Genomic DNA, 19,394 nt, shown 5'->3' on the forward strand with positions numbered 1-19,394 from the left:
GTGCGGGTCTCATTGCGCGCCCCTGGATTTCCGCCCGACCCGCGCGCCCCTACCCAGAGGTGGATCTTGCTCACGTCGACACTCGGCAGCGCGTCAGGCCAGCCGCCGCAACCGGTGCGTCCCGGCGCGCCGCAGACCACGGGCATGCGCCGCATGCAGTTCCTGTTCCGTGCCGCCGCCCTGCTGCTGGCGCTGGCCATTGCGCTGGTGGACACGTTCACCGACTTTGACGGCGCCGTGGCCGTGCTTTATGTGGTGGTCGTGCTGCTTGCCGCGCGCACCTCGCGGCGCCTGGACATCATCATGGCGGGCGCGGGCGGCATCCTGCTCACCATCGCGGCCTATCTGAATTCCCACGGCCTGAACCACGTGGGCTCGCCCACTGCCCGCGCGCTGGTCAGCCTGGCCGCCATCGGCATCACCGCGCTGCTGGCGCTGCAGAACCAAAGCGCCACCCGCAGGCTTGCCTCGCAGGCGCGGCTGCTCAACCTGTCACACGACATGATCTTCGTGCGCGATCACCAGGGTGTCATCACCTTCTGGAACCGCACCGCCGAAGACACTTACGGCTGGCCCGCCAGCATGGCCCTGGGCCGCGTCGCCGATGCGCTGCTGCAGACGCGTTATCCGGACCGGCGCGAAGCCATCGAGGCCGAACTGCTTGCCACCGGCAGCTGGGACGGCACGCTTGAACAGAAGACGCGGGCGGGCGCCACGCTGGTGCTGGAAAGCCGCTGGGTGCTTCAGCGTGATCATCATGGGCGCGTCACGGGCGTCATGGAAACGCACCGCGACGTCACCGACCGCAAGGCCGCCTACACCGCACTGGTCAGCAGCGAACGGCGCTACCGCCGCATGTTCGACGCCAGCCGCATTGGCGTCATCCAGGAAGACTGGCGCGCCGTGCGCGCCGAACTGACCGCCTTGGGCCTCATGGACGGCCCCGCCCTCACCACCCATCTGGCGCGCCATCCCGAATTCATCGGCCAGGTCCGCAAGCTGACCAAGGTGGATGACATGAATCCCGCCTTCCTGGCGATGGTGGGCCGCCCGGCCGGCGAGCCCGGACCGTACTCGGTCGACGACATTCTCTGCGAGGACGACCGCATGTTCGCGCGGTCGCTGACGGCGTTTGCCCAGGGCGACGCCTTTCACGAAGGCGAAACCGAAGTCGTGCATGCGGACGGCGCGCGCGTGCCGGTGCTGTTCACCATCACGTTTCCGCCCGCCGACGACGTGAACGGCGCCGTGCTGGTTTTCGTGGTGGACATCACGGAACGCCGGCAGGCGCAGGACGCGCTGCTGTTGGCGCAGACCGAACTTGCGCACGCCGCGCGCGTCGCCACCCTGGGCGAGCTCACCGCGTCCATCGCGCACGAGGTCAACCAGCCGCTGATGGCGGTGGTCACCAGCGGCGACGCGGGCATGCGATGGCTACGCCGTCCGCAGCCCGACTTGCGCGAGGTCGAGCTGGCGATGGAGCGCATCATCTCCGAAGGCCGGCGCGCCAGCGAAATCGTCAAGCGCATCCGCGCGTTCCTCAGCAAGGCGCCGGTGCAGCAGGCCGCGCTGGACATCGGCGCCGTCATCGAGGAAGCCACGCGCCTGGTCGCGCACGAGCTCAGCCGCGAGCGCGTGGCGCTGAACGTCGACATCGAACCGGGCCTGCCGCCCGTCCTGGGCGACCGGATCCAGCTGCAGCAGGTGATGGTCAATCTGATGGTCAACGCCAGCCAGGCCATGGCCGGCCAGTTTCAGGCCCGCCAGCTATCCGTCGGCGCGCGCCGCCACGAGGACGGGGGCGTCGCGGTCACGGTGCGCGACACCGGCCCCGGCATCGCGCCTGGCGACGTGGAACGCCTGTTCGATCCATTTTTCACCACCAAACCGCAAGGCATGGGCATGGGCCTGCCGATCTGCCGAACCACGGCGCAGGCCCATGGCGGCAGCCTTACCGTCGACAACACGCCCGGCGCGGGCGCCGCATTCACGCTGACACTCGCCGCCACCCAGGGGGAATCTTCCGCATGAACACCCGCACCGCCAGCGGCGCCGCAAGCGCCGCCCCGCAGTCGCAAGTCATCGTCGTCGACGACGAGGCCAGCGTCCGCGCTTCGCTCGACAGCCTGTTCCGCTCGATCGGCCTGCGCACCACCCTGTGCGCCTCGCCCGCCGAACTGCTGCAGACTCAGATTCCCGACGCGCCCGGCTGCATCGTCCTGGACGTGCGCCTGCCGGGCATCAGCGGCCTGGATTTCCAGGATCAGCTGGTGCGCCAAGGCATCGATCTGCCCATCGTGTTCATCACCGGGCACGGCGACATCCCCATGACCGTGCGCGCCATGAAAGCGGGCGCGGTGGACTTTCTGTCCAAACCCTTTCGCGAACAGGACATGCTGGACGCCGTCTCCGCCGCCATCGAACGCGACACGCAGCGCCGTTCGCGCGATGCGGCCATGGACGGCCTGCGCGCCCGCTACGAGACGCTGACCCCGCGCGAACGCGAGGTGATGGCGCATGTGGTGTCCGGGCTGATGAACAAACAGGTGGCGGGCCTGATCGGCCTGAGTGAGATCACGGTCAAGATTCACCGTGGCCACGTCATGCGCAAAATGGGGGTCCGGTCGCTGGCCGACCTGGTCCGCCACGCCGAGGCGCTGGGCATTTCCGCGCCCTGACCCGCGCTTGGGACAAACCTCTGTATGATTTCCGCGGCAGGCGCAAAGGTTCATAACGGAACATGCCGGACATCGGATGCGTATCGTGACCCGACCGGCCCGAAGGATTTTCTGATATGAACCACATTCCCACTATCGCGGTTGTCGACGACGACGATGGGGTCAGGATCGCGCTCTCCAGCCTGCTGCGCTCGCTCGGTTACGAGGTTCGGGCCTACGGGTCGGGCCCCGAATTCCTGAACGACGCGCATGCCCAAGAGCCGGATTGCATGATCACCGATGTCCAGATGTCGCCCATGACGGGCGATCAGCTCCAGGCCGAGCTCATCGCGGCCGGGCGCCGGTTCCCGTTGATCTTCATGACCGCCTTTCCCACCGAGGCGGCCAAGCAGCGGCTGCTCGCGCTGGGCGCGTGTGCCTACCTGGACAAGCCCGTTGATGGCGAAGCGATGGCGCGGTGCGTCGCGCACGCATTGCAAGGCTGCCAACCAGCCCGATAGGCGGTGGTGGCGGTTTGGACACATCCGGCGCCAAACCCCGCTTATACCTTCGTATGACGCGCCAAGCCCAGCGTAGGATTTCCCGGCAGCGCATAAGGCCCTAGTCTATCCCTGCGGTCCAACTAACCCCGGAGAACCCGACATGAGCACGATCACCACCCCCGACGGCGTTGAAATCTTCTTCAAGGATTGGGGCCCCAAGACGGCCCAGCCCATCATGTTCCACCATGGCTGGCCGCTGTCCGGCGATGATTGGGACGCCCAGATGCTGTTCTTCCTCGCCCAGGGCTTTCGCGTCATTGCGCACGACCGTCGCGGCCATGGCCGCTCCGCCCAGGTCAGCGAAGGCCACGACATGGACCACTACGCGGCCGACGCCGCCGCAGTCGCCCAGCACCTGGATCTGCGCAACGCCGTGCACATCGGCCATTCCACGGGCGGCGGCGAAGTCGCCCGCTACGTGGCCCGCCACGGCGAGCCGCAGGGCCGCGTCGCCAAGGCCGTACTGGTCAGCGCTGTACCCCCGCTCATGGTCAAGACCGAGTCCAATCCCGGCGGCACGCCCATCGAAGTGTTCGACGGCTTTCGCAAGGCACTGGCCGACAACCGCGCCCAGTTCTTCCTGGACGTGGCCGCCGGCCCGTTCTACGGCTTCAACCGGGAAGGCGCCAAGGTCTCGCAGGGCGTGATCAACAACTGGTGGCGCCAGGGCATGATTGGCGGCGCAAAGGCGCATTACGAAGGCATCAAGGCCTTCTCCGAAACCGATCAGACCGAGGACCTGAAGGCCATCACGGTGCCCACGCTGGTGCTGCATGGCGATGACGACCAGATCGTGCCCATCGACGACGCGTCGCGCCTGGCGGTCAAGCTGCTCAAGAACGGCACGCTGAAGGTGTATCCCGGCTACCCGCACGGCATGCTGACGACCCATGCGGACGTGATCAACGCCGACCTCCTGGCGTTCATCAAGGGCTGATCGTCCGGTGAAAACAAAAAAGGAAGGCGACGCCTTCCTTTTTTTCGCCTGTAGCTTCGGGCTGCCCGGCCGGGAATGGCCTTTGCCACCGAGCCTAGTTCGGCTTCTCGTCCTCGCCGGCGTAGCCGTCGATATAGGCGCGGCCCGAGCATCGCACCATTGCCACGCAGGCCGGGCTGCCGGTCTTGGCCGTGCACGTCGCGCGCGACTCGTCGCGGGCGGTCTTCGGATCAGGGTTGAGCGCAGTGAAGCTGGTCCCGCGGCCCTTGGCCCCCTTGGCCCACGCCATCCCCACGCAGCTGTCCGTGTACGTCAGCACCTTGCGGCAGTCCTTGCAGTCTTCCCAGTCCAGCAGTTTGGACAGGGCGTCCTTTTCGTTGGGATAGCCATCCGAGTACACCAGTCCGCCGGTGTCGTTTTCGGCGATGGCGCCCCAGTATTCTCGTTGGTTCAACTTCGCGGACAGACTTTCCAGCTCCGCCTTCGAGGCCCGCAGGGGCGCCCGCATGTCGGCGGCGCTGTAGCCCGGGCCCACGCACAGCGGCATGGTGGTCAACCGGCACTTCCCGTCGGGACTGCCGGCCGTGCAGCGGCGGATCGCCTTCTTGGCCGCCATCTCCGGCGACACGCTGTTGCCGGGAAAAAGATCCTGGACGGAATTGCGGGCGTACACCATGCAACTGTCCGAAAACCAGCTCAGCACCTTGCACTCCTTGCCGCCCGCCTTGCGGCATTCGGCAAGCGCGGCCGCTTCTGCCGACTTGCCGCCGGTTTCGGGCAACACCCAGTAAATCCGCGAATGCTTGCCGTCGGTGGCAATGCCGCCGTACAGCTTCTCGGCATGCGCGTTGGGCGAGGCCATGCCTGCCACCAAGGCCAGGGCGGCAAATGCGGCACGGATCAGGAATTGAAAGCGAGCGGGCATGATCGTCACAAAGTCCAGTGGATTGGGCGGGGACGATCTTAGCGCAGCCGGCCCCGGTTCCGTCCCTGTATGCATGGACGTTGCGGCATATTAGGTAACAAAATTAACACATCGCCTGACGAACTCCGGCCCCGTTTTTCGGTAAAAATGTCGCACTTCACGACGCGGCGCAGCGTTGCGTTTACTCCGTCGCCCTGCGCAACCGGAGTCGCTTTACCCGCCCTCCGTCACGAATAGAGACAAGCGGTCCGTCCTTCGGCCTATAGAGGCAGGTCGGCTCGGGAACCTGGACAACACACATGAAGTCGCCTCAGCATTCCAACCGAAACCGCGGATCGATTCTCCTGGTTGCGGGCCTCGTTGCCGTGCTGGGTCTGGCCGGCTGCGCACCGATGCCGACGGGCGGAAGTTCCACCCTGCCCTCGCTCAGCCAGGTGTTCAAGTCCGGGCTTTCGTTCTCGCCCAGCGTCAACGTGGCCAAGAACATGGAAGGCCGCTCCATCGATGACGCGATCGCGGCGCTGGGCGAGCCTTCCAAGGTTCGTGCGGTCGGCAACACCATGGAGCTGGAATGGTCCGACTTCCAGTCCGCTCCGTACACGGAATGGGTCGTGGACAGCAGCAGCCAACAGGTCGTGGGCATGATCCCCGGCAACAGAAATGCGGCGCCCACGCCGGTATTTCAGACCAACACCACGGGCCACTATGCCAACCGCACGCGCATCTACGAATGCAAGGTGCTGATGCGCATGAAAGACAGCGTCATCGTCGACACCAGCGTGGACGGCAATGTGTGCCCGGAGTTCATTTCGGCCCTGCGCAAATGGGCCGGCGAGGCCGAGGCCAAGAACTACGTGGTGAACTGAGCGCCCGGCGGGATGATCCGCAATCGCTAGAAAATGATCTTGATCCCGGCGTTCAGGTTGTAGCTGCTTGACTTGCGGCTGCCGACGCCTTGCTCGGTACCGGCTTGCACATTCAGGAAGGTGTTGCCGCCCACAAGGCTGTCGTACCCCAGCGTCAGACCCACCCGCGGCCCGCCAAGTTTGTTCTTGAAGGTGATGTCTCCCTGCGTGGCCGTGGCATAGCGGCTTGACGAGTGGCCGGCGGTGGTCAGCAGATTGACCGTCGCCCACGCCGTACTGACCTTGGCGGGATCGTCGTCCCATGTCTTGGACAGACGCATGCCCAGCCGGCCGGTCAAGCTGTTCACACCGGGAAACGCCACCGCGCTTGCCACGTCCTGGCTGTCCGAGAACCTGATCCGTTGATAGATCACCTGCGCCTGGGGCTCCAGCCGGGGGTTGCTGGCTTCGTCGCCAACGGCGAACGATTTTCCAGCCTCCGCCGAGATCAAGCCGCCCCAACCCGTGGTGTTCAACTGGCCTGCGCCGGCCGCCGAGTTCGCCTTGACGTCGTAGCGGCTGACCTGCGTGACCAGATCCAGATAACCGCCCTTTCCGTCCAGCAGCGTGTAGTAGCCACCCAGGCTGTATGCCGACTGATTGCTACGCCCCGCATCGACGGTTTCATTGCTGACGTTCAGATAATGGTCCACGTCGGTCTTCATGGTGCTGGCAGACGCAAACACCCCCGCACTGCGGCGCGACAAGCCTTGGAAATTCACATACACGTCGGTTCCAAGCTGGACGCCCGCCAGGCTGGAGCGCGTCGCGATGTCCTGCGCGGCCAGTCCGGTGCTATTGCCGCGATTGCGCCCAGTGTCGGCCAGGGCGCGCGCCCACACAAAGGGGTAAACCTTGCGGGCCAGGCTCTCGGTGGATCCCATCCGTTCGTTCAGCGTGCCGACGGTCAGTTCGCCATGGCGCGCGGCCTGATTGCCCAGTTGGGAATACAGCGAAACCTCGGGCCGCGCTTCGGTGCGCACATACCAATTATGCGGAGACGCCTGCACGCCATTGACGACACTTGATCCGTGTTGCAACCGATAAAGAAAAGCCCCTCTGCGGTTAGCGCCCGGCGTTTCCTCCCGTTGCACGAACGCGTTGTCGGTCGGGCCATTTGCCTGGACCACCATCACGCCGTCGCCCGTAAGCGCGTCCCCAACGGAGGATTCACCCATTTGCAGAACCAGATGCGTCGTTCCGACGGCGCCGCCGCCGAGCCGAATGAGATCCGTGAACCCGGTTTCCGTCGACTGCACATGCAGCTGGACGATACCGCCCTGGCCGTTCAGATTGTTGGCGACCAGCACGGTGCCGCCAGATGGGCCATTGGCCGTGCCGGGCGGCATGAAGTTGATGCGGCCGGCAAGGTTGATCTCGCCAGCGAAGCTGATTGCGGTCCCGTGACCGGTGGTCGCGTATGCGGGATTGAATGCGGGATTGTCCGGGTCCGTGAACATGTTCCAGCGGCTGGAGGCATCCACATTCAACGTGTCCGGCAAATACATCCAGCCGTTCAACTCTGCATTGCGCAAGGTCAGCGTGTGTTGCGGCGGGAGCTTTGCCATGACGCCCGCCACGCTAGACATCGAGCCCAGCGTCGTACCGTCAATGGCCAGTTCGCCCTGGTACAGGTGTGTCAAGCCGGTGTAAGTCAGCGGGCCCGTCAGCGTCGTCAGGCCCGGGCCCGCTTTCACCACGTCCCCCGTGCCTGCAATCGCGTTGCCGATCACCACGTCATCCGCGCGGTTGAACACCAGCCTGCCGTGGTTGATGAAGGCGCCGTTTCCGATGGCGCCGCTTGTGCCGCCCGCGCCGAGTTGCAGCGTGCCGCCGTCAATCTGCGTCACGCCGTGGAAGTTGCCGTCTGCTGCGATGGCCAGGGTTCCCTCGCCCGTCTTGGCAAAGTGGCTGCCGTCTCCGCCCAGCACCCCATGCAGCACCGATTGCTGTCCGTCTTCGATGTCGATCGCGCCGGTGCTGTTGACGACCACATCATGGTGGAGGGCCGCATCGTCCTGAAGCTGCAGCGTTCCGCCGTCCAGCGTCACGGCATCGAGCGTGCTGCCAAGACTGTCGCCGCTGGCGATGGCCAAGGTGCCGCCCTTGATGCGCCACGGCGTGCGTGCCTGCGTGGGCGCATTGGCCAACTGCCAGGTGCCTTCGGAAGTTTTCTCGAACGCAGAGAAGCCCTGGTAGACGTCGTTGGTGGCGCCAACGCCCCCCGCCGCGCCCAGCTTCGAGACGTCGAAGGCCATTGACGCGCCCGTGATCGGGTCAACGCCCGCCTCGCCATCGAGCACGAGCGTGTTGTTGGTGGATCGTGTGGCGTCCACAGTGCCTTGGATTTCGCTGCCGGCCTGCAACCGCAGCACCGAATTGTGGGCCGTGTCGGCGTACAGGATCGCCACCGATTGCGCCGACCCCGTGCCCGGGACAATGCGGCCGGCGTTCGTGATCACGGTGTTGGCGCCCAGGACGTGTATGCCATAGCCGCCCAAGGACGTGCCGCCAGCGGTTGACCCATTAGGTCCGCCCACAGCGCCGCCGCCTCTACCGCCCAAGCCGCCGGGTGCGCCCCCCCCGCCGCCTCCGGCGCCGGTCTGGTTCGACACCACGTGCTCGCCGTCCGTGCCATTCAGGTTGGTGGACGCGCCGGGCTGCCCGCCGGCCCCGCCCAAGTCTGTACCGCCGCCGTCCCCGGCCGCCCCCCCGCAACCACTATCGGCGCCGACGCCGCTTCCGCAACCAAAGGGATTGATGCTGCCTCCCGCCCCACCGCCACCCCCGCCATACCGATAGTTGCCCGCGATCCCATCCAACCCTGGCTGACCGCCGTTGCCACCGTCGCCTGGCAGCATAGGCACTCCCTCCAAGGGAATGTCGCCGCCGCCGCCGCCGCCGCCGCCCGCGCCGCCCACGCCATCGCCGCCTCGCCCTCCTGCGGCCGACCCCCGGTTGTACGAGCTGCCGCCGCCGCCGCCGCCGCCGCCACCGGCCCCCCCTTGCAGCAGGTCGCGGTTGGTCAGCACGGCGCCGTCCGCGGCCAGCTCGACGCCGTGCCCGCCCTGGCCGCCATTGCCCCCGGCGCCGCCGCTGCCGCTTACCTGGCCCCCGCCCCCGCCGCCGCCACCCCCGCCGCCACCGGCGCCGCCGATCAGGCGTTCCACGTTGACGAAAGGCGTGGTGTCCGTGATCACGACTGCTGTGTGCCCCGCGCCGCCGTCGCCGCCCCGCATGCCAGTCGCGCCGCCCAGGCCGGCCACACCGCTTTCACCGATGATGTCCGCCAGCGCAGAGACCGGCGCCAGCAACGCCACGCCCGCGATAAAGCACGTTGCGCGGCGGCGTTTGAACCCACTTGGGCCAGCGTTTCCGAGACTGGTGAATAGGGATGTCGTTGTTTTGACGTGGCCGGTTCCGGCTGAAACCGAATGCACACCGTTTCCCACAAACTCGTACCGTGAACGCATTTGCCCCCCATGCACAGATTGGCTGATAAAACCGCATCGACATCGCCTCGCGCGCCAGGATGGGCACCGGAATAGCCGCTCTCATCAAACGCGAGCGAGGCATGACCTTCGCATCAGGGTGAATGCTAGAAAACTCTTCCAAATAAATATTGAGCACAAATACTCGGATTTAGTCTGATAACCAGAAATTCAAATTTCTTGTAAACCGGTTTTTTCTTGACGAGAACCGAAATTAATATTCGGCAATAACGCAGGTCCTTTCTAATATTTTTATTAAGAGACCTGCTCGCACCTGGATGCGCCGCCTACGCCGGTGTTGCATACAAACACCACGGGCGATTACGCCAACCGCACGCGCATTTGCGAGTGGAAGGTGATGATGCGCATGACGGACAGCGTCATTATCGACACCGGCGTCGACGGCAATGTATGTCCGGCATTCATCTCCGCCCTGCGCAAATGGGCCGGCGGGGCCGAGTCCAAGGCCAAGGATTACTTCGTGAACCGAGCGCCGGGCGGGATGATCCGCAATCGCTAGAAAATGATCTTGATCCCGGCGTTCAGGTTGTAGTTGCCGGACTTGCGGCTGCCGATGCCTTGCTCGGTGCCGGCTTGCACATTCAGGAAGGTGTTGCCGCCCACGAGGCTGTCGTATCCCAGCGCCAGACCCACCCGCGGCCCGCCAAGTTTGTTCATGAAGGTGATGTCACCCTGCGTGGCGGTGGCATAGCGGCTTGACGCGTGGCCGGCCGTGCTCAGCAGGTTGACCGTCGCCCACGCCGTACTGGCCTTGGCGGAATCGCCGTCCCATGTCTTGGACAGGCGCATGCCCAGCCGGCCCGTCACGCTGTTCACGGCGGGAAACGCCACCGCGCTTGCCACGTCCTGGCTGTCCGAGAACTTGATCCGCTGATAGATCACCTGCGCCTGGGGCTCCAGCCGGAGGTTGCTGGCTTCGTCGCCGACGGCGAACGATTTTCCAGCCTCCGCCGAGATCAGGCCGCCCCACCCCGTGGTGGTCAACGGGCCTGCGCCGGCCGCCGAGTTTGCCTTGACGTCGTAGCGGCTGACCTGCGTGACCAGATCCAGATAACCGCCCTTTCCGTCCAGCAGCGTGTAGTAGCCGCCCAGGCTGTATGCCGACTGATCGCTACGCCCCGCGTTGACGGTTTTCCTGCTGAGGTCCTGATAATGGTCCACGTCGGTCTTCATGGTGCTGGCGGACGCAAACACCCCCGCACTGCGCCGCGACAAGCCTCGGAAATCCACATACACGTCGGTTCCAAGCTGGACGCCCGCCAGACTGGACCGCGTCGCGATGTCCTGCGCGGCCAGTCCGGTGCTATTGCCGCGATTGCGTCCAGTGTCGGCCAGGGCGCGACCCCACACGAAGGGGTAAACCTTGCGGGCCAGACTTTCCGTGGATCCCATCCGTTCGTTCAGCGTGCCGACGGTCAGTTCCCCGTGGCGCACGGCCTGATTGCCCAGTTGGGAATACAGCGAAACTTCGGGCCGCGCTTCGCTACGCACATACCAATTATGCGGGGAGGCCTGTACGCCATTGACCACGCTTGAACCGTGTTGCAACCGGTAGAGAAAAGGCCCTTTGCGGTTACCGCCCGGCGTTTCCTCCCGTTGCACGAACGCGTTGTCGGTCGGGCCATTTGCCTTGACCACCATCACGCCGTCTCCCGTAAGCGCGTCCCCTGTGGAGGCCCCATCCATTTGCAGAACCAGATGCGTCGTTCCGACGGCGCCGCCGCCCAGCCGAATGAGGTCCGTGATACCGTTTTGCGTCGACTGCACATGCAGCTGGACGATACCGCCCTGGCCGTTCAGGTTGTTGGCGACCAGCACGCTGGCGCCGGATGGGCCATTGGCCGTGCCGGGCGGCATGAAGTTGATGCGGCCGGCAAGGTTGATGTCGCCAGCGAAGCTGATTTCAGTCCCGTGACTGGTGGTCGCGTACGCGGGATTGCCCGGGCCGGTCATCATGTTCCAGCGGCTGGAGGCATCCACGTTCAACGTGCCCGGCGCATGCATCCAGCCGTTCAATTCCGCATTGCGCAAGGTCAGCGTTTCTTGCGGACCCTGCCCGATGACGCCCGCCGCGCTTGAAATCGAGCCCAGCGTCGTGCCGTGAATGGCCAGCTCTCCTCCGGTCAGGTATGTCTTGCCGGTGTAAGTCAACGAGCCGGTCAGCGTCGTCGAGCCCGAGCCCGCTTGCACCACGTCTCCGGTGCCGGCGATCGCACCGCCGATCACGACGTGATTCGCGCGGTTGAACACCAGCGTGCCGTGGTTGATGAACGCGCCGCTTCCGATGGCGCCGCCTACGGCGCCAACGCCGAGTTGCAGCGTGCCGCCGTCAATCTGCGTCACGCCGTTGAAGTTGCCGTTTGAGAAGATGACCAGGGTTCCGCCGCCCGTCTTGGCAAAGTGACTGCCGTCTCCGCCCAGCACCCCATACACCAGCGATTGCCGTCCGTCTTCGATGTCGATCGCGCCGGTGCTGTTGACGACCACGTCACGATGGAGGGCGGCATCGTCCTGGACCTGCAGCGTTCCGCCGTCCAGCGTCACGGCAACGTCCACGATGCCAAGACTGTGGTCGTCGGCGATGGCCAACGTGCCGCCCCTGATGCGCCATGGCGTGCGTGCCTGCGAGGGCAGATTGATCAATTGCCATGTCCCTTCGGAGGTTTTCTCGAAAGCAGAGAAGCCCTGGTAGACGTCCTCGCTGGCAACGTACGCTGCGCCGCCCAACTTCCACACGTCGAAGGCCACTGAAGAGCCGGTCATCGGGTCGACGCTCGCCGCGCCGTCGAGCACGAGCGTGTTGTTGGTGGATCGGGTGGCATCCACCATGCCCCGGATTTCGCTGCCGGCCTGCAACCGCAGCACCGAATTGTGGGCCGTGTCGGCGTACAGGATCGCCACCGATTGCGCCGACCCCGTGCCTGGGACAATGCGGCCGGAGTTCGTGATCACGGTGTCGGCGCCCACGACGTGTATGCCATAGCCGCCCAACGACGTACCGCCAGCGCCAGACCCATTGGGTCCGCCCACGGCGCCGCCGCCTCTGCCTCCCAAGCCGCCGGGTGCGCCCCCCCCGCCGCCTCCGGCGCCGGTCTCGTTCCCCGTCGCGGACCCGCCGTCCGTGCCATTCAGGTTGGTGGACGCGCCGGGCTGCCCGCCGGCCGCGCCCAAGACTGTACCGCCGCCGTGCCCGGCCGCCCCCCCGCAACCACTACCGGCGCCAGCGCCGCTTCCGCAACCAAAGGGATTGATGCTGCCTCCCGCCCCGCCGCCGCCACCGCCATATTGATGGTTGCCCGCGGTCCCATCCAGCCCTGGCTGACCGCCGTTGCCGCCGTCGCCTGGCAGCATGGGCACGCCACTCAAGGGAATATCGCCGCCACCGCCGCCACCGCCGCCCGCGCCGCCCACGCCATCGCCGCCTCGCCCTCCTGCGGCCGACCCCAGGTTGAACGAGCTGCCGCCGCCGCCGCCGCCGCCGCCACCGGCCCCCCCTTGCAGCAGGTCGCGGTTGGTCAACACCGCGCCGTCCGCGGCCAGCTCGACGCCGTGCCCGCCCTGGCCGCCATTGCCCCCGTCTCCGCCGCTGCCGCTCACCAGGCCCCCGCCTCCACCGCCGCCTCCTCCCCCGCCGCCAGCGCCGCCGATCAGGCGTTCCGCGTTGACGAAGGGCGTGGTGTCCGTGATCACGACTGCCGTGTGCCCCGCGCCGCCATCGCCGCCCCGCATGCCGGTCGCGCCACCCAGGCCGGCCACACCGCTTTCACCGATGATGTCCGCCAGCGCGGAGACCGGCGCCAGCAACGCCATGCCCGCGATGAAACACGTTGCGCGGCGGCGTTTGAACCCACTTGGGCCAGCGTTTCCGAAACCGGTGAATAGGGATGTCGTTGTTTTGACGTGGCCGGTTTCGGCTGAAACCGAATGCACACCGTTTCCCACAAACTCGTACCGTGAACGCATTTGCCCTCCATGCACAGATTGGCTGATAAAACCGCATCGACATCGCCTCGCACGCCGGGACGAGAAGCGCAACAACCCCTCTCATCGGAGGCGAACGACACAAGCGGTTTGCAATAGGGGTGAATGCTAGGGAACTCTTCGAAATAAATATTGAGCACAAATACTCAGATTTAATCCGGTTACCTAAGAATTAACGTTTCTTGTATATCGATCTTTTGATTGACGCGCGCCGAAATTAATATTCCGCTATAAGGCGAGATTTTTTAATATTTTTATTAATACCGTCACATCGATCGAAATACTCGCGACGCGGCCTGGATCAACGACAGCATGGATTCATTGCATGTCGGCACGCCGTGTCGATGCCCAGGCCACCCACCGCGACCGCGCGCCCTCGCCCGCGGGTAAGGGCGCCCGGCAATCGGCGCTACAATCCGCGCCGGATTTCCGCTGCGTGCGCCCTGCGCCACCCGGCCCGCGCCCAAGCGCATGGCATTGCCCCCGACAAGCCAGGCGAACCCTGTCGCACTTCCCCCCACCCCATTGATCGTTTGTCCGGTCGCACCGGATGCTTTGTGCTGTTCTGGAAATCGAGGATTTCATGTCTCGGCAGTTGTTGGGCCTGGTGCTCGGGCCCCTTCTTGGCTTGTTCGTTGTCTGCATCGGCAACGCCTTCATCTCTTCCCTGACGACCTTGCAGTTGGACGCGGCCGGCGAATCGGCCACCGTCATCGGCATCATTTCGTCGTCATACTTTATCGGCCTGACGCTGGGCGCGATCTTCAATGACCGCCTGATCCTGCGCATCGGCCATATCCGCGCCTACAGCAGCTTTGCCTCGCTCATCGCCGTGACGGTGCTGCTGCAGGGACTGATCTTCAACCGCGAAGCCTGGTTCGTGCTGCGCCTGATCAACGGCTGGGCGAGCGTGGGCGTATTCCTGGTCGTGGAAAGCTGGCTGCTGCTGGCGGGCGATGCCAAGGTGCGCGGGCGGCTGCTGGCGCTGTACATGATTGCGCTGTATGGCTCGGGCATGCTGGGCCAGCTGGAACTGGGCGCCATCACTCAGCTGGGGCCAATGGCGCCGTTCATGGTGGCCGGCCTGCTGGCGTCGCTGTCCGTGATGCCCATGGTCATCATTCCGCGCGTCTCGCCGCTGGTGGAACGCGTCGAGCCGTTGCTGCCGCAGCATCTGGCGCGCATGACGCCCACGGGCGTGATGGGCTGCTTCGGGTCAGGCGTCGCGATTGCCGCCGTCTACACGCTGCTGCCGCTGTATCTGCAGCGCATTGGGCTGGACGTTGCCGAGGTCGGCAAGATGATGGGCGCCGTGATCCTGGGCGCCATGGTCCTGCAGTATCCGGTGGGGCGCTGGTCGGACCGGCGCGACCGTCAGGTGGTGCTGATCGCGTTGGCCGTGTTCTGCGCCGTTCTCAGCCTGCTGATCCTGGTGCTGCCGCCCGCCTCGCCGCTGCTGATGCCGCTGTTGTTCCTGCTGGGCGGCGGCGTCTTTGCCATTTATCCGGTGGCCGTCAGCCATGCGGCGGATCGCGCGCCCGCCGACGCGCTGGTGCGCATGATCCAGGGCTTGCTGCTCATTAATTCGCTGGGCTCGGCGCTCAGCCCCCTGGCCATCTCGCCCGTGATGACGAAGTTCGGCGAAGCGGGTCTGTTCTGGTGCTTTGCGCTGCTCAACCTTGGGCTGGTCACCTTTTTCGTCTGGCGCCGCAACGAGCGCCCGGCGCCGGCGCCGGTGGCGCCCTTTGCAGCGGCCGCGCAGATGTCGCCAGTGGGAGTGGAACTGCGCGTGACCGAAGACCTGTTCCAGGGCGCGCTGGACCACGAGATGACCGAGGACCTGACCCACGCGGTGCCCGGCGCCGAGGCAGCCGAGCCCGTGCTTTCCACAGTGCAGGAGGTCCCGCCGGCGGCCTGACCGGCGGCTGCATCAGCCGCGCTGGTTCAACGCGCGCGCAATGCGGTTGCGCGCCACCGTCGTGCGCGGCACCTTGAACGGGAACCAGCTGCGCACGTCCTCTTCCAGCCCGATGCCGTGCATGAAGTTGTAGATGGCCTTCTTCAGGCCTTTGCCCAGCGCGTCGTGATCCACGCCCGTGGGGTCATGAAAGCCCACATCGTTCTTGGCAAACGTGACCTCGGGCAAGGGTTTGAGCTTGATGCCGTATTCGTCCGGATTCTGACCCACCGGCGAATGCACCGTACAGGCGAAGCGGTGAAAGAACCCGCTCTGGATGCAGTCGTTTTCGAATAGCTGGCGCACGTACTCCAGCGCATCGACGGTGTCCTGCACGGTCTGCGTCGGAAAACCGTACATCAGGTAGGCATGCACCAGCACCCCGGCATCGCTGAACGCACGCGTCACGCGCGCCACCTGATCGATCGACACGCCCTTTTTCATCAGATTCAGCAACCGGTCCGAGGCGACCTCCAGGCCGCCGGAAACCGCAATGCAGCCGCTGTCGGCCAGCAGTTCGCACAGTTCCGGGCTGAAGGTCTTTTCGAAGCGGATGTTGCCCCACCAGGAAATCCCGGTGTTGCGCTCGATCAGCTCGGCCGCCAGGGCCTTGAGCGCCTTGGGCGGCGCGGCTTCGTCGACGAAATGAAAACCCGTCTGCCCGGTCTCGGCCACGATGGTTTCGATGCGATCGGCCAGCACGGAGGCCGACGCGCCCTCATAGCGGCCGATATAGTCCAGCCCCACGTCGCAGAAGCTGCACTTTTTCCAGTAGCAGCCGTGCGCGACGGTCAGCTTGTTCCAGCGGCCGTCGCTCCAGAGCCGGTGCATCGGGTTCAGCATGTCCAGCAGCGACAGATAGCGGTCCAGCGGCAGGCCGTCCCACGTGGGCGTGCCCACTTCGGCAAATGCAACGTCGGGCTCGACCAGGTTGATGTAGCGCACTGCGCCGCTGTCGGCATCGCGCACGAAGGTGCGCACCAGGCGCTGACGCGACCGCTTGCCCTGCACGTGTTCCAGCAGCGCCAGCAGCGGCCGCTCGCCCGCGTCCAGCGTGACGAAATCGAAGTAATCGAACACGCGCGGGTCTTTCAGTTCGCGCAATTCGGTGTTGACAAAGCCCCCGCCCAGCACGGTGACGATGCTGGGGTCTTGCGCCTTGATGGCCTGCGCGATACGGAAGGCGGCGTACACCGCGCCCGGAAACGGCACCGACAACAGGACCATCGTCGGCGTATGGCGCGCCAGGGCGGCCTCGGTAAGTTCACGCAGCGTCTCGTCCACCAGGTTCAGCGGGGCGTCCAGCGCCTCGGCCAGCGGGTCGAACGTGGGCTGGCTGCCCGCAAGCGATTCGGCATAGCGCACGAACTCGAAGCGCGGATCGATCGCGTCGCGCAGCACGTCGGCCAGGTCATTCAGGTACAGCGTGGCCAGGTGCTTGGCCCGGTCCTGCAACCCCAGCGCGCCAAACGCCCAGCCCAGCGGATCGCCGCCGTCCTCGTCCATGTAGACGTCCAGCGTCGCAAAGCGCGGCCCCTCGGGCAGGTAGTTGCGCCCCGCAATGCGATGCGCCAGCGTGGGGTCGCGGCCTTGCAGAAAGGCGATCACCGGGCCGATGGTGGCCAGATAACGCGCCTGCATGGCGACGAATGCCTGGATGGGCTGCGTGTGCTTTTCAAGGGGCAGCGCGTCGATGCGGCTTGCCACGGCCCGCAGGCCGTCGGCCGAGAGCAGGCGCAGCACCAGGGCCAGCGCCAGATCTTCCTGGAACGCAGTGACGTCGCGCGACCGCAGGAAGCCGGTCAGGTAGGCGGTGGACGGATAGGGAGTGTTCAGCTGCGTCATCGGTGGAATCACCGACAGCACGCGCAAGGGCAAGGTCGACATGAGGCACGGCAGGGCTGCCGTCAGAAAGCGGGGATCGGATGCAATTATAGGCAGCCCGCCTTCGCGCCCTATAAGACGCCGTCCAGCCAGTCGAGCGCGCGGCGGTTCAAGAGCGACCGGTTCGCCGATTCGCAATGATCGCCGGCGCCCTCCTGCGCCGTGAAGCGCAGCAGGGTCTTGGGGCAGCGCAACTGATCGAAGAACTGCAGGGTGCCGGCAGCAAGCGGGTCGTTTTCGGCCAGTGTTACAAGGGTGGGACACGTGATGCCCTGGATGCGGCCGTCCAGGGTGAATAGCTCCACCGCGCGCAGGTAGTCGCGCAGATTGTCCACGCCGTGCACCCAGAAGCCGCGCTGCACCACCTTCCACGTGAGCGCCGGACTGGACAAGACGAACTGCCACAGGCGGTCCATCACGGGCGCTTCCAGTTCACCCATGTTCGCCGCGCTTTCCGGGCTGGCGCCGAGCTTGACCGCCAGCGGCCGGAAAAGGCCCGCGACGCTCCATTGCCCGGGGTCCGCAATGCAGGCCGCAAGCCGCGGTTCGCCCGACGCCGCGCGTGGCGCCAGATGCCCGCCCAGGCTCCAGCCGCTGAGGGCAATGCGGCTTGCGTCGACGATGGGCAGCGCGACGGCGCAGTCCACCACCGCGCTCACCACCGTCTCCCAATCGGGACGCATGGGCACGCCCTGTTCGTAAAGCATGCCGCCCTGCCCGGGGCCGTCGAACACCAGCGCGTGGTAGCCCCGGCTCGCGGCCGCGACGGCGCTCGCGAAGTACATGTCGGTCACCGTGGCGTCATAACCGTTGGTGAAGATGACGAGCGGCCTGATGTCGGCCTCCTGACCCGCAGCCGGCACCAGATAGGCAGGCATGTACGCGCCGTCCAGCGCAATGCGCATCGGCCTGACCGAATGCGCGAACAGCGCCAGTCCCCGGTCGAAAGCCGCCATCTGCTTGCGAAAGGCCGCAAGCAGCCGCGCGTCCGTGGGCGCGCCGTACAAGGGCCGGTAAGCCGTCGAATAGAAGGCGCTGGCGCGCAGATGCAGTTCACGCGCGCTGGCAGGCAGGTTGCGGCGTTCAGCGTCTTGCGCCTCGGCGGCCAGACGGTCGCCCGCCGCCATCCAGGCCTCGAAGAACGCCGTGTCGTCTCCGCTACCCACCGCGCGGCCCACCGCCAGGATTTCTCCCAGATCCGCCCCGCCGTAGGACATGTAAGCGACCGGCCGCGTGCCGAAATCGTCGTGCAGTTCGTTCTGGAAAGCCAGGCCCATGGGGTTCTCCTGCGTCAGGACGGCAACGCCGCCGCAATCACAATCTACAAACCGGCGGACTATCGTTCAATACGGCAGGCCGGCCGGCTGGCACATTGCGCGGGTCCTCCATTATGGCAACCGAAGGAGTCATCCATGCCCATCAATGCGACCCCCACGCCCGGCGCCAAGCTGCTGTCCCCGCACGACCACACGCTCATCATGATCGACTTCCAGTCGCAGATGGCGTTTGCCACCCATTCGATCGATGCCGTCACGCTGCGCAACAACGCCGCGCTGGTGGCCCAAGCCGCCGCCGGCTTTGGCGTGTCCACCATCCTGACGACCGTTGCCGAAAAGCGCTTTTCCGGCCCCATGTTCGAGGAAGTCACTGTCCCGTTCCCCGGCCGGCCGCTGATGGACCGCACCTCCATGAACACCTGGGAAGACGCCGCCGTCATCAAGCAGGTTAACGAAATCGGCAAGAAGCGCATTGTGCTGGCTGGCCTGTGGACCAGCGTGTGCATCGTCGGCCCGGCCCTGTCCGCGCTGGACCAGGGCTTCGAGGTCTATGTCATCGCCGACGCCTGCGGCGACGTGTCCGCCGAAGCCCACAACCGCGCCATTGAGCGTATCGTTCAGGCAGGCGGCCAGCCCATCACGGCATTGCAGTACCTGCTTGAGATGCAGCGCGACTGGGCGCGCATCGATACCTACGACATGACGACCGGCATCGCCAGCAAGTTCGGCGGCGCCTACGGCCTGGGCATCCTCTACGCCAAGTCCATGTTCAACGCCCACGAAGCCTGACAGGAGC

Annotated in this window: 13 protein-coding genes; 8 read left to right on the plus strand and 5 right to left on the minus strand. The window is 65.7% G+C overall.

Features of this window, described 5'->3' with window-relative positions; translation table 11 throughout:
- The first annotated feature begins 66 nt into the window (after window positions 1-66).
- From H4P35_RS13980 to H4P35_RS13995, 4 genes are all read left to right on the plus strand, one after another.
- On the plus strand, window positions 67-2,031 hold the full coding sequence (locus tag H4P35_RS13980; protein WP_226845956.1) for an ATP-binding protein: 1,965 nt from the start codon (window positions 67-69) through the stop codon (window positions 2,029-2,031).
- Entirely contained in the window at window positions 2,028-2,678 is a 651-nt protein-coding gene (locus tag H4P35_RS13985; protein WP_056318538.1) for a response regulator transcription factor, read from the plus strand. The genes H4P35_RS13980 and H4P35_RS13985 overlap by 4 nt, the downstream gene beginning before the upstream one ends.
- 116 nt (window positions 2,679-2,794) lie before the next feature.
- Window positions 2,795-3,178 carry a response regulator transcription factor gene (locus tag H4P35_RS13990; RefSeq protein ID WP_152384540.1) on the plus strand — a complete coding sequence of 128 codons (384 nt, stop codon included), beginning with the start codon at window positions 2,795-2,797 and terminating at the stop codon, window positions 3,176-3,178.
- Window positions 3,179-3,320: 142 nt separating this feature from the next.
- A complete protein-coding gene (locus tag H4P35_RS13995; RefSeq protein ID WP_226845958.1) occupies window positions 3,321-4,157 on the plus strand; it encodes an alpha/beta fold hydrolase in 837 nt (278 codons plus the stop codon).
- Between the two features lie 94 nt (window positions 4,158-4,251).
- Here H4P35_RS13995 and H4P35_RS14000 read toward each other — a convergent pair whose 3' ends face one another.
- Window positions 4,252-5,082 carry a DUF4189 domain-containing protein gene (locus tag H4P35_RS14000; protein ID WP_226845960.1) on the minus strand — a complete coding sequence of 277 codons (831 nt, stop codon included), beginning with the start codon at window positions 5,080-5,082 and terminating at the stop codon, window positions 4,252-4,254.
- A 299-nt stretch (window positions 5,083-5,381) separates the two neighbouring features.
- Between H4P35_RS14000 and H4P35_RS14005 the strand changes: the two genes are divergently transcribed.
- Window positions 5,382-5,948 carry a hypothetical protein gene (locus H4P35_RS14005; RefSeq protein WP_226845962.1) on the plus strand — a complete coding sequence of 189 codons (567 nt, stop codon included), beginning with the start codon at window positions 5,382-5,384 and terminating at the stop codon, window positions 5,946-5,948.
- A 26-nt stretch (window positions 5,949-5,974) separates the two neighbouring features.
- On the opposite strand, the gene H4P35_RS14010 is transcribed toward H4P35_RS14005, so the two are convergent.
- Window positions 5,975-9,301 carry an autotransporter outer membrane beta-barrel domain-containing protein gene (locus tag H4P35_RS14010; RefSeq protein ID WP_255615953.1) on the minus strand — a complete coding sequence of 1,109 codons (3,327 nt, stop codon included), beginning with the start codon at window positions 9,299-9,301 and terminating at the stop codon, window positions 5,975-5,977.
- Between the two features lie 472 nt (window positions 9,302-9,773).
- Between H4P35_RS14010 and H4P35_RS14020 the strand changes: the two genes are divergently transcribed.
- Window positions 9,774-9,998 (plus strand): hypothetical protein, encoded by a 225-nt coding sequence (locus H4P35_RS14020; RefSeq protein WP_226845964.1) that lies wholly within the window; start codon window positions 9,774-9,776, stop codon window positions 9,996-9,998.
- Here the strand turns inward: H4P35_RS14020 and H4P35_RS14025 are convergent.
- Window positions 9,995-13,309, minus strand: coding sequence for an autotransporter outer membrane beta-barrel domain-containing protein (locus H4P35_RS14025; RefSeq protein ID WP_226845966.1), 3,315 nt, complete (start codon window positions 13,307-13,309; stop codon window positions 9,995-9,997). The two genes, H4P35_RS14020 and H4P35_RS14025, sit on opposite strands and share 4 nt — an antisense overlap.
- 754 nt (window positions 13,310-14,063) lie before the next feature.
- Here H4P35_RS14025 and H4P35_RS14030 point away from each other — a divergent pair.
- The gene (locus H4P35_RS14030; protein ID WP_226845968.1) at window positions 14,064-15,398 is read left to right on the plus strand and encodes an MFS transporter; all 1,335 of its coding nucleotides are present in this window, start codon (window positions 14,064-14,066) and stop codon (window positions 15,396-15,398) included.
- A 12-nt stretch (window positions 15,399-15,410) separates the two neighbouring features.
- Here H4P35_RS14030 and H4P35_RS14035 read toward each other — a convergent pair whose 3' ends face one another.
- Both H4P35_RS14035 and H4P35_RS14040 read right to left on the minus strand, forming a co-directional pair.
- Window positions 15,411-17,324: a radical SAM protein gene (locus tag H4P35_RS14035; protein WP_180098686.1), complete on the minus strand. Its 1,914-nt coding sequence runs from the start codon at window positions 17,322-17,324 to the stop codon at window positions 15,411-15,413.
- Window positions 17,325-17,392: 68 nt separating this feature from the next.
- Window positions 17,393-18,598: a S9 family peptidase gene (locus H4P35_RS14040; protein WP_226845970.1), complete on the minus strand. Its 1,206-nt coding sequence runs from the start codon at window positions 18,596-18,598 to the stop codon at window positions 17,393-17,395.
- Between the two features lie 135 nt (window positions 18,599-18,733).
- On the opposite strand from H4P35_RS14040, the gene H4P35_RS14045 reads away from it, so the two are divergent.
- The gene (locus tag H4P35_RS14045; RefSeq protein ID WP_226845972.1) at window positions 18,734-19,387 is read left to right on the plus strand and encodes a hydrolase; all 654 of its coding nucleotides are present in this window, start codon (window positions 18,734-18,736) and stop codon (window positions 19,385-19,387) included.
- Window positions 19,388-19,394 lie beyond the last annotated feature (7 nt).

Origin of the sequence: Achromobacter sp. 77 (assembly GCF_020541125.1) — a bacterium.
Taxonomy (GTDB): Bacteria; Pseudomonadota; Gammaproteobacteria; order Burkholderiales; family Burkholderiaceae_B; genus Achromobacter; species Achromobacter mucicolens.

Bases quoted from the DNA above. Each gene is read 5' to 3' on its own strand.
- H4P35_RS14040 (WP_226845970.1), bottom strand. From the start codon at position 18,598: ATGGGCCTGGCTTTCCAGAACGAACTGCACGACGATTTCGGCACGCGG.
- H4P35_RS14000 (WP_226845960.1), bottom strand. From the start codon at position 5,082: ATGCCCGCTCGCTTTCAATTCCTGATCCGTGCCGCATTTGCCGCCCTG.
- H4P35_RS14005 (WP_226845962.1), top strand. From the start codon at position 5,382: ATGAAGTCGCCTCAGCATTCCAACCGAAACCGCGGATCGATTCTCCTG.
- H4P35_RS14025 (WP_226845966.1), bottom strand. From the start codon at position 13,309: ATGGCGTTGCTGGCGCCGGTCTCCGCGCTGGCGGACATCATCGGTGAA.
- H4P35_RS14030 (WP_226845968.1), top strand. From the start codon at position 14,064: ATGTCTCGGCAGTTGTTGGGCCTGGTGCTCGGGCCCCTTCTTGGCTTG.
- H4P35_RS14035 (WP_180098686.1), bottom strand. From the start codon at position 17,324: ATGTCGACCTTGCCCTTGCGCGTGCTGTCGGTGATTCCACCGATGACG.
- H4P35_RS14045 (WP_226845972.1), top strand. From the start codon at position 18,734: ATGCCCATCAATGCGACCCCCACGCCCGGCGCCAAGCTGCTGTCCCCG.
- H4P35_RS13990 (WP_152384540.1), top strand. From the start codon at position 2,795: ATGAACCACATTCCCACTATCGCGGTTGTCGACGACGACGATGGGGTC.
- H4P35_RS13995 (WP_226845958.1), top strand. From the start codon at position 3,321: ATGAGCACGATCACCACCCCCGACGGCGTTGAAATCTTCTTCAAGGAT.
- H4P35_RS13985 (WP_056318538.1), top strand. From the start codon at position 2,028: ATGAACACCCGCACCGCCAGCGGCGCCGCAAGCGCCGCCCCGCAGTCG.